The organism is Candidatus Desulfolinea nitratireducens (assembly GCF_982879505.1).
In genome coordinates this window covers 1-8882 of the sequence record NZ_CEYOSI010000148.1, presented here as the reverse complement: position 1 = coordinate 8882, position 8882 = coordinate 1, and the positions used below count along the sequence as shown (strand labels likewise).

The following is an 8882-nucleotide window of genomic DNA, read 5'->3' as shown; positions in this document are numbered from 1 at the left end:
GCTTGCGGGGGAGGAACTTTTATTTCGGCGTCTGATTTATTTGCCTGCAAAAAGTGAAAATATATAAAAGCCGTTAAATAACTCAAAACCCTAAAGGCGATCACTTTTAGGGTTTTATTAAACATCAAAGAATTTCCAGATTACATATCAATATATTCTTTCAAGCTATGCTCCACAGCATAGGCAGCTGCTTCGGCGCGATTACTCACGCCTAATTTTGAAAGGATACTGCTCACATAATTGCGCACTGTCCCTTCGCCAAGAAAAAGAGCCTTGGCGATCTCGCGGTTCGTCTTCCCCTCAGATACCAACTGCAAGACATGTTTCTCCTGCTGACTCAGATTCGCAAAGGCCGAAGCCTCTTCCTCCCGGACGGAACGGCGAACTTCCTGAAATACCCGCTGAGTTACCGCAGGGTCGAGCTGACCTTCACCGCTCCCCACAGATTCCAGGGCTTTGATCAAATCATCGCCACCGATCTGTTTGAGCACATAACCCGAGGCCCCGGCACGGATCGCAGAAAAAAGCATCTCATCTTCAGCATACGAGGTCAACATCAGCACCTTTGTTTTTGGAAAACGCTTCACGATCTCCTCGCAAGCATCTATTCCGGAAACACCAGGCAAACGGATATCCATCACAACCACGTCTGGTTCGAGATTGGCGGTTTTTTCCACCGCTTCCCGCGCCGAACTTGCTTCTCCAACAACCTCAAAATCAGGGTGCCGCTCAATTAAAGTCTTTAATCCAATGCGGACAACTTCGTGGTCATCAACCAATATAATGCGTTTTTTTGCCATTAATTCTCCAATAACTCCAGATTGATTTAGAAGTATAGTTTACAGAAGAAAAGATGGCAAGGATATACAAAAACCATCTGCCATCCCTTTTTTATTAATTCCTGGCTTTAGGCTTAGAACCTATCCTAAGATTCTTTTGGAGTAACGGTTTCAGCCGTAAAGAGCGACTAAAGTCGTCACTACGAGATATTTCAGGATGGATACTTAATTAAGTTTCCCAAGGCATCTCTTTATCAGGTGTTGACTTCTCTCCGAAAATCGACAAAACGATAGCCAACGCCTCGTTCCGTTAAAATATATTTTGGGTTTGCGGGATCAGCTTCGAGTTTCTTGCGCAGATAATTGATATACAGGCGAACATAATGTGGTTCATCCCGATACTCATACCCCCAAACCTTGGTCAATAATTGATCATGAGAGATCACCCAACCCGCATTTTGAACGAGGTGGTAAAGCAGCCGATATTCTGTGGGGCGCAATTTGACGATCTGGCCTTCCAGCCAAATCTCCCGGCGGTCGAAATCAATCCTCAAACGGTCATCCACTTCGATCAATCCGTGCATCGATCCGCTCGCCGCTTCGGTGCGACGTAAAACTGCCTTTACACGACTAACCATCTCACGCGGGCTAAATGGTTTGGTGATGTAATCGTCCGCACCAAGCTCAAGGCCACGGACGCGATCATCCTCTTCTCCTTTAGCGGTAAGCATCAAAACAGGGACCTTGTTTGATTCACGAATTCTCTGCAAAACTTCAAATCCGTCCAGATCAGGCATCATCACGTCGAGGAGAATCAAATCTGGAGCCACATCACGTAATTGCTGAATAGCCTCTTTTCCATTAAAGGCTTCACTAACGAGAAAGCCGTCATGTTCGAGGTTCAGTCGGATAAAACGTACCATCCGCTCTTCATCATCAACAACCAGGATTTTACGACGCTCAAATTCTTTCGCCATTCTTATTCCCTCACAAAGCCGATGATCTGCTCATCATTTTCACCGGGCATGACCTCAATAAAATTGATTTTATCGATAGGCCAAATCACCTGAACAACTTCTTTTTGAATATAGTGAAGTTCTTTTCCCTCACGAGAGCGAGGGTTACTTACGATAATTATTGTATCAGAGGGTCCTGGTAATTCTTCAACTTCACCAAATACAGGTACATCCCCAGAAATATGCAAAATGACATTATAAGCCATACTATCCTTCCTTAAATATTATTTTTGCAAGAGAAACTGGATTTTTAGTTTCCCTAAGGAAATAATGCTGCCATGTGACAGGGAGTTTTCCCTTTCTGGCTCCAATCGGGTGCCATCAACATAAGTCCCATTTGAAGAACCCAAATCCATAATAGTCACTCTGCCTTCGGAATTCCTTAAGACAGCATGCAATCGCGAAACACCACTATCAAAGGCCCCATGGGGTGTTAGATCAATATCGGGCATTATTGTTTGCCCAACGCTTACTCGCCCCATTGTAAATTCCTTCCGATTTTTGAGTGGGAGAAATTGGCCTCCCTCCAATAGTTGGAGGGAAATAGAGCCAATAGTAGATGTTCTTTCCTCCTTTGGGGGAATTTCACTCAGAGATTCACCGCCTAATTCATTGGTCCCGATATTTTGTGTTACCAAATCCTTATGAAGTAATTGCGCACCGCATTCACTGCAAAATAAGGCCCCCTCAGCTTCCTGAGACTGACAAGACGGACATATAACCATTATGTTTCTCCTATTTCTACCGGCAATTGTAATGCCCGCGTACCATATTTGATATTCTTGCGACCTTCTTTTGAGAAAGTTTGCTTTTTTTGTAGATTTTCCGCCTCCAATATAATTGTATTTGCCATACTGCTCTCACCTTGAGATAGAAGATGAGTCGCCAGGCGATGCAAGCGGATAGAGGCTTCATTATAATTTCCAGCGTCAGCTTCCTCCTGCGCCTTTTCCTGCATCCGGTATAAGTTGAGATTTGCCAGGGCTTGAACAAGGGTTGGCGAGGGAGGTTCGAGAATTGCCTTCTCGGTTACATTTCGGGAAAGCCGAACTCGCATGGGTGGGGTCGGCAATGATTTTGAGAGAATATCAAATTTCAATGAGCCATTCAACAATTCTGCCTCATCCTGCAAAATTGCAGTTGGCTTTATTTCAAATTCGAGTAAGAGACTAAGCGGTTGGTCACGCAATAGAACTCCCAATTGTATCGCTTTCTCGGCAGAAAGATGTGTCGCGTTCGGTTGTAGGCGGAAAGCATAGGTTAGATCAATATTGGGGGCATTTTTAATGGTTAGCTCAACGTTTTCTGCAAAGACTTTTGTCAATTGCCTAAATTTCTCTTCTAAAAATCTTTGTATTTCTTGTGGCTCAGCTATATAGCTGCTACTACTCCCCGTTTTAGCAGCCAATTCATCCAGAAAGTCATCGTTCCAATCCTGGCCAATTCCCAAACCGCTAATCCCAATACCCTGTTCGGCTGTTCTTTCAGCGAGGGCCAACGCCTCAGCTTCATCTCCATACGTTTGGCCATCGGTTAGCAAGATCACATGATTAACCCACTCATCTGAAAGATTTCTTCGAACTTCTTCAACACCAACTAGCAACCCTTGCAATATCTCCGTTCCACCAGATGGATTGACCCTCCTGATTTGTGTCTCCATTCTTTGACGATCCGGTTGCAATGAAGAAGGGACAAGAACCTGCGCCCGATCACTAAATGTAACTATACTAAAAATATCCTGCTGCCTTAAACTACGAACCAGGTGAATAGCTGCAGCTTTGGCCATCTCGATATTTGACCCTTTCATAGAGGTGGAGCAATCCAAAACCAGGCAGATATTTAGCGGAGGCGAAATTACCTCTTTTTCATTTTCGCGCGACTTCCACTCTAAAAGGGCATAGATCAATTGCGTTTCATTCAGTCGAACAAGACTCTGCCGGCTGTAGAGAACCCGGTGAACAATCGGCGAAATTATTTCTTCTTCCGGAACTAATGTTGCATCGTATTGAGCTCGTTTTTCCGGATTCGATAAAAGATCGTAAGCTTGTTGAATATTTTCAAATAGTTCTGTTTCACCAGAAGCTTCATTTTTATCTGGATGCAGAGGTTGGGCAGCATCGAAATAGGCTTGCTTGATCTCATCCTGAGTTGCATCCCTGTTTATTCCTAAAAGAGCGTAATAATCTAGCAGAGTTGACATATTACCCGATCATTTTCGCTAGCACAACAGATATATTATCAGGGCCTCCAGCTGCATTAGCTGCATTAACAAGGTTCTGGCAGGCGAGTTCAAGCGTATCTGCGCTATTCATGGCTTTGAACATTTCAGCCTCGCTAAGGACACCCCAGAGACCATCGCTACAAATCATTAAGGTCCCTTTTTGTGGAAAAGAAACGGTGAACAGATCAGGCTCGAGAACTTCTCCCTGCCCTAATGCCCTATATAAAACATTTTTCTGGGGGTGTTTTTCAGCTTCTTCCGCTGTAATCTGCCCTAATTCTTCGAGGCGACCTACAAGAGAGTGATCGCGAGTAATTGCTTCGAATCGCCCATCGGGATAAACGGAATAGGCACGACTATCTCCTACATGGGCAATAGTAATCTGCTGTCCTAAAACAAGCGCAGCCGTAAGCGTGGTACCACTGCCAGGGGCATCACGCTGAATGGCCTCCTGTGCTTTATTGACACCATCATGCATAATGGTTTGAAGGGATTCGTTTAATGGTGTTGTGGGCAAGTTGAAAAGATAAGGGTGGAATTTCCGGATTATATGCCCTCCAAAGGTTCTTATGGCAGTATTGCTGGCAACTTCTCCGTATTGATGTCCTCCCATACCATCTGCTACTATATACAGCCCAAAGGGAGTGTTGCCCGCATTTCCGGCAAGAGTAGAAGTGATAACCAAGAGGCTATCTTCGTTAAGTTCACGCTGCATCCCAACAGATTGACCGCCTGCAGCAGTCAGCTGCAGCAGATCATAGGATTGCTTTTGATTTGTGCTAAGGTTATCCACCTGCCCTGGAGATAGTGGAACTGTTTCTTTTCCATCGCTATTGGTGGTAGTTTTAATTTTGTTTGGGAATAGCTTCTTCAGAAATTCAAACACAGGTAGCTCCTCTTCTCATGCCAAGAGTGCATAAAATTGGTGGTCTGTAGAACCAAAATAGACAATATCATCATAAACTATGGGGGATCCGGTGATCGGTCCTTCAGTGGCAAATTTCCAACGCAACTGTCCCTTACGGGCTTCAAGACAATAAAGATGACCATCAACTGAGGTGGAATATAGTGCATCTTTGTAGACAACGGGTGAGCCAGTTACTTGATGTTCTGTACGAAAACGCCACACTTCTTTAGCTGTTTTCAAATCAATGGCATAAATAAAACTGTCAGCAGAACCAGCGAAAATCAAGTTCTCCAAAATAGCAGGGGATGAAATCGAGCCTTTTCCCATCCGGAATTTCCAAAGGACCCAACCATTGCTCGGATCCAAGGCATATAATACTCCATCCAGTGATGTGAAGTATACAGCGTGTTCGGTCACCAGTGGAGATGATGTAATACCACGGTTGGCTCTAAATTGCCATTTAATATTCCCTTTAAAGTCTAAACAATAGAATTCTCCACTTTCAGAGCCGAAATAAATCAGTTCATGCGCAACAAAGGGGGTAGAGCGAACAGCATCAGATGCAGTAAAAGTCCAGGCTGAACGTCCAGTCATGCTATTTATTGCATGCAGGCAGTTATCATCTGAACCAATAAAAACATGTCCTTCGGCAATGCAAGGTGATGAATGGAAAGGTCCTTCGGCAAAATGCGACCAGGAAATTTTGCCGGAGCGAGCGCTAATTACATGTAAACGTTTATCTTCAGATCCGAAATACACATTTTCATCAGCAATGGCCGGCTTGGAAACAATGCCGCCATCCGTTGGATATTTCCATTTAAAAGTACCCTCGGCTGCATTGAGCGCATAAAGGTTGTTATCGTAACAGCCGATATAGATCGTATTATCAAAATAGGCAGGTGTGCCACGAATTTCATCTTCGCATTTGAAACTCCAGAGTGGCTTAATCCCATTTGTCTCAAGTGATGATGCAATCGTGGAGGGCATTCTCGCAAGCAATCCCGTTTGGCGAGCAGCAGCAGACAAGGCATCTTTCATTTCAGCGACATTCGGGTATCGATCATTGGCCTCGTATTCAAGTGCCCGTGCAATTACTGTTTCAATCTCGGGAGAAACATCCTGATTGAATTTATTGATTGGCCGCTCATTAAAAGAAAATGGTGGTTCCAAACGCGGATCTTTTTTTGTAAGCAAATGATGAACGGTGGCCCCCAACGCGTAAATATCAGCAAGGTGAGTGGCTTCACCCCGATACTGTTCTGGAGGGGAGTATCCCTCTGTTCCGATCATCGTGCCTTTTTGCCCGGTTTGGAATTGTTTAGCTATTCCAAAATCGACCAGCATAATATGACCACGATTATCAACCATCACATTGGAGGGTTTCATATCCCTAAAAATAATCTGATCTGGCTTATGACCATGCAAAAAACTTAATACATCACAAAGCTCAATCGCCCATGAGACAACCTGTGCTGTAGAAAGGAAACCTTCAGATTCCCGTATGACAGCTTCAAGATCCTTGCCATTAATAAATTCAAGGACCAGATAAGATCGATCTTCACTGGAGAAATAATCAAAAATACTGGGGATGGAGGGGTGTGTGAGCGTTGCCAAAATATTGGCCTCACGCTCAAAATTTTCGACAATAGTTTTTCTTATTTGTGGGTCAGGAGCAAGATTGACCATTTCCTTAACCGCAACAAGTTTTACCACATTCGGAAAATGTAAATCCCGGGAACGATAAACAGATCCCATTCCCCCAATGCCAACAATTTCCTGAATCAGGTAACGTTCAGAGAGCGTAACTCCCGGTTGTAATTGTTGCTGAACAGGTTGTGAATTACCTTCATCTTCAGAATATGTTACTTTTTTAGTATCCAGTTTTCCTCACTTATTACACGCCGATAATCTCCGGGTACTTTGAGATCACAAAGAAATCAGCTGCGTCATAAAAACCTTCATCTTTAAATGAATACAGAATTATAGTGTGCACGGGCTGGTTTTGCAACCGGTCGGATGGCCTACCCTTGCACATTCGTGTGTTTTGGGGCAAAATCTAGAAAAAAAAGGATTTTCAATCATGACATTACATCCCCTTGCCGGAATTTACGCAGCATCAATTACCCCAATAAATGGCGATGGAGACACTCTCAGCCTTGAGTCTGTTCCCACTTATCTGGATTTTCTTGCCGAAAGAGGTTGCCACGGCGCATTACTCTTTGGCACCACAGGCGAAGGGCCATCTTTCTCATCAATCGAGAGAGCCATGCTCTTCGAGGCTGCCGTGGCAATCCGCCAAAAACATCCCGATTTTCGTCTTCTAGCCGGAACCGGAACTCCCAGCCTCCAGGAGACCATTCATCTCAACAAGGCGGCTTTCGAGAATGGTTTTGAAGGTGTCGTTGTATTACCTCCCTTCTATTTTCGCAATGCCACTGATGAAGGGCTGTTCAACTGGTTTGATGCCGTCATACGGCGATCTGTCCCGGAGGGCAAATACTTGCTCGGCTATCATATTCCCCGTGTTTCGGGGGTGCCACTATCGCATGATCTCCTCGCCCGCCTGAAAGATTCTCATCCGGTAAAATTCGCCGGGATCAAAGACTCTTCTCATGACCTGATCCACGCTAAAGCCCTGGGCGACCGTTTTGGAAGTGACCTGCTCGTTCTAAATGGAACAGATTCCTACCTCTCGCAGGCAATGAATTTCCACGCGCAGGGTTGCATTACTGCTCCTGCCAACCTGATCTCACCTGAGCTGCGCCTGCTCTGGGATACCCTCAACGCCGGGCAGGATGGCACTGTTATTCAAGGGAAAATCACCGTCATTCGTGAAATTTTGGAAAAATATATGCCCTTTCCGCCCCTCCTGAAAGCATTGGCCGCTCGCTTGCATAATTTCCCTCATTGGCCATTACGCCCCCCACTGCTTCAAACCCCATCAGATCTTGCTGATGCAGCAGTCGCCGAACTTGCCCCCTTCTTAGATCAATAATATGAGTGAAGTTTGGCGTTTATACCTTTCTCCACCTGCCACCGGCGCATGGAATATGGCAGTCGATGAAGCAATTCTTGAAAATATATCCCGCGGGGATTCCCCGCCCACGTTGCGGCTCTTCGGCTGGGTACCACCTTGTCTCTCACTGGGACGCGCACAACCTTTTTCTGATGTGAATATCCCCGCTCTGAAAGCCAATGGCTGGGATGTTGTCCGCCGTATTACCGGAGGACGTGCTATTCTGCATACTGATGAGCTGACCTACTCAATCATTTCTCCAGGTTCTAACACCCACGTCAGCGGGACATTGCTGGAAAGCTATCAACATCTCGCTCAGGGCTTGCTAACCGCCTTGAAAATGCTGGATGTCAAAGCAGAGATGAACGAAGAAAGAGCTGAACAAAGTACGCAAGCAAACCCCGTTTGTTTTGAGACCCCCTCCGCGTATGAAATTACAGTGAACGGGAAGAAATTGATCGGAAGCGCACAAGCACGCCAGAAGGATGGGGTCCTTCAGCACGGTTCCCTCCCTTTGACCGGGGATTTGGCACGCATTACCCAGGCCTTGATCTTCCCGGACGAGGGATCCCGTCAACATGCCGCCGAGAATCTTTTGGCCCGCGCCACCACAGTGGAATCAGCTTTGGGGCGATTCACTGACTGGGAAACGGCCAGCAAGTCTTTTGTTCAAGGGTTTGAATCGGCGTTAGGGATCAGCTTCCAACGGGACGAGTTATCACAATCCGAAACCAAACGGGCGGCATCATTGGTTAAAGAAAAATACGCCCATCCAGATTGGACTGAGCGTATTTAATTGAACTGTTAAAAATATCAGGGGCTAAGAAAAATCACATTATCAAACCCCAGGGCATTGAAGAATTTTTCCAGATAGTTTTCTGCATTCTGCTGGGCGAGATCTAATATGCCATCTTCCAACGCGGCTTTATAGATTTCCTGCTCA

The 8882-nt window shown here is 45.4% G+C and carries 10 protein-coding genes; 2 read left to right on the top strand and 8 right to left on the bottom strand.

The genetic code is table 11. The annotated features are described in order from the left end of the window. Nucleotides 1-140: 140 nt before the first annotated feature. The 7 genes from AC3DOM_RS12565 to AC3DOM_RS12535 all read right to left on the bottom strand — a co-directional run bounded on the left by AC3DOM_RS12565 (nt 141) and on the right by AC3DOM_RS12535 (nt 6804). Nucleotides 141-800 (bottom strand): response regulator transcription factor, encoded by a 660-nt coding sequence (locus tag AC3DOM_RS12565; protein ID WP_487919392.1) that lies wholly within the window; start codon nt 798-800, stop codon nt 141-143. A 233-nt stretch (nt 801-1033) separates the two neighbouring features. After that, on the bottom strand, nt 1034-1756 hold the full coding sequence (locus AC3DOM_RS12560) for a response regulator transcription factor (RefSeq protein WP_487919391.1): 723 nt from the start codon (nt 1754-1756) through the stop codon (nt 1034-1036). A gap of 2 nt (nt 1757-1758) precedes the next feature. Continuing rightward, nucleotides 1759-2001 (bottom strand): hypothetical protein, encoded by a 243-nt coding sequence (locus AC3DOM_RS12555; RefSeq protein ID WP_487919390.1) that lies wholly within the window; start codon nt 1999-2001, stop codon nt 1759-1761. 18 nt (nt 2002-2019) lie between these two features. Beyond that, nucleotides 2020-2520 (bottom strand): FHA domain-containing protein, encoded by a 501-nt coding sequence (locus AC3DOM_RS12550; RefSeq protein ID WP_487919389.1) that lies wholly within the window; start codon nt 2518-2520, stop codon nt 2020-2022. Further along, nucleotides 2520-3995 carry a DnaJ domain-containing protein gene (locus AC3DOM_RS12545; protein WP_487919388.1) on the bottom strand — a complete coding sequence of 492 codons (1476 nt, stop codon included), beginning with the start codon at nt 3993-3995 and terminating at the stop codon, nt 2520-2522. Before AC3DOM_RS12545 ends, AC3DOM_RS12550 begins: the two co-directional genes overlap by 1 nt. 1 nt (nt 3996) lies before the next feature. Next, nucleotides 3997-4902: a PP2C family protein-serine/threonine phosphatase gene (locus AC3DOM_RS12540; protein ID WP_487919387.1), complete on the bottom strand. Its 906-nt coding sequence runs from the start codon at nt 4900-4902 to the stop codon at nt 3997-3999. A gap of 15 nt (nt 4903-4917) precedes the next feature. Further along, a complete protein-coding gene (locus AC3DOM_RS12535) occupies nt 4918-6804 on the bottom strand; it encodes a beta-alanine-activating enzyme beta-propeller domain-containing protein (RefSeq protein WP_487919394.1) in 1887 nt (628 codons plus the stop codon). A 199-nt stretch (nt 6805-7003) separates the two neighbouring features. Between AC3DOM_RS12535 and AC3DOM_RS12530 the strand changes: the two genes are divergently transcribed. Continuing rightward, a complete protein-coding gene (locus tag AC3DOM_RS12530; RefSeq protein ID WP_487919386.1) occupies nt 7004-7918 on the top strand; it encodes a dihydrodipicolinate synthase family protein in 915 nt (304 codons plus the stop codon). Between the two features lies 1 nt (nt 7919). Beyond that, nucleotides 7920-8735: a lipoate--protein ligase family protein gene (locus AC3DOM_RS12525; protein ID WP_487919385.1), complete on the top strand. Its 816-nt coding sequence runs from the start codon at nt 7920-7922 to the stop codon at nt 8733-8735. 17 nt (nt 8736-8752) lie between these two features. On the opposite strand, the gene AC3DOM_RS12520 is transcribed toward AC3DOM_RS12525, so the two are convergent. Next, complete coding sequence (locus tag AC3DOM_RS12520; protein WP_487919393.1) at nt 8753-8872, bottom strand: DUF4230 domain-containing protein; 120 nt, start codon at nt 8870-8872, stop codon at nt 8753-8755. Nucleotides 8873-8882: the final 10 nt, after the last annotated feature.